Consider the following 568-nt stretch of genomic DNA (forward strand, 5'->3'; position numbering starts at 1 on the left):
CGGCCTCGACAGGAGCGGTGCACATGACCGCGGGCCATGATGAAATCCGCGAACCGGGTCCCAATCAATCGGACGTGCCTTTTGCGCATTGCCCTGGAAGGGTCTTCCCGGTTCCCGGCCTGACCGGGTTGCCATCACGTCACATTCACCCTCGCACGCTCCGTCTCCCTATCCTTGCCGAGCCATTTTATTGGTTCAGGCCGTTTGGGAGACGGGATAGGTTTTCCGATAGGCCTCGCCACGGACCATGACCGACCAGGCGATGCGGGCCATCTTGTTGGCCAGGGCGACCGAGGCCAGACGGGCGGATTTGCGTTCGAGCAACGCCTTCAGCCAGTCCGTCTTGCCGGGCGCCTTGTTGCGGGCGTATCGGAGCACGCTGGTGGCGCCGATCACCAGCAGGCGGCGCAGATAGCTGTCTCCGGCCTTGGTGATGGATCCCAGGCGATCCTTGCCACCGGTGGAGTTCTGCCGTGGCACCAGCCCCAGCCATGCCGCCAGCTTGCGTCCGCTGTCGAAGGCGGCGGGGTCGGGGACGGATGCCGCCAGAGCCGAGGCGGTGATCGGG

The 568-nt window shown here is 65.5% G+C and carries 1 protein-coding gene; it reads right to left on the bottom strand.

Features of this window, described 5'->3' with window-relative positions:
- Positions 1 to 195: 195 nt before the first annotated feature.
- Positions 196 to 568: transposase (locus tag ROR02_RS16515; protein ID WP_147165125.1), on the bottom strand; the 373-nt coding region annotated here is incomplete at its 5' end.

The organism is Pararhodospirillum oryzae, from assembly GCF_007992075.1.
Taxonomy (GTDB): domain Bacteria; phylum Pseudomonadota; class Alphaproteobacteria; order Rhodospirillales; family Rhodospirillaceae; genus Pararhodospirillum; species Pararhodospirillum oryzae.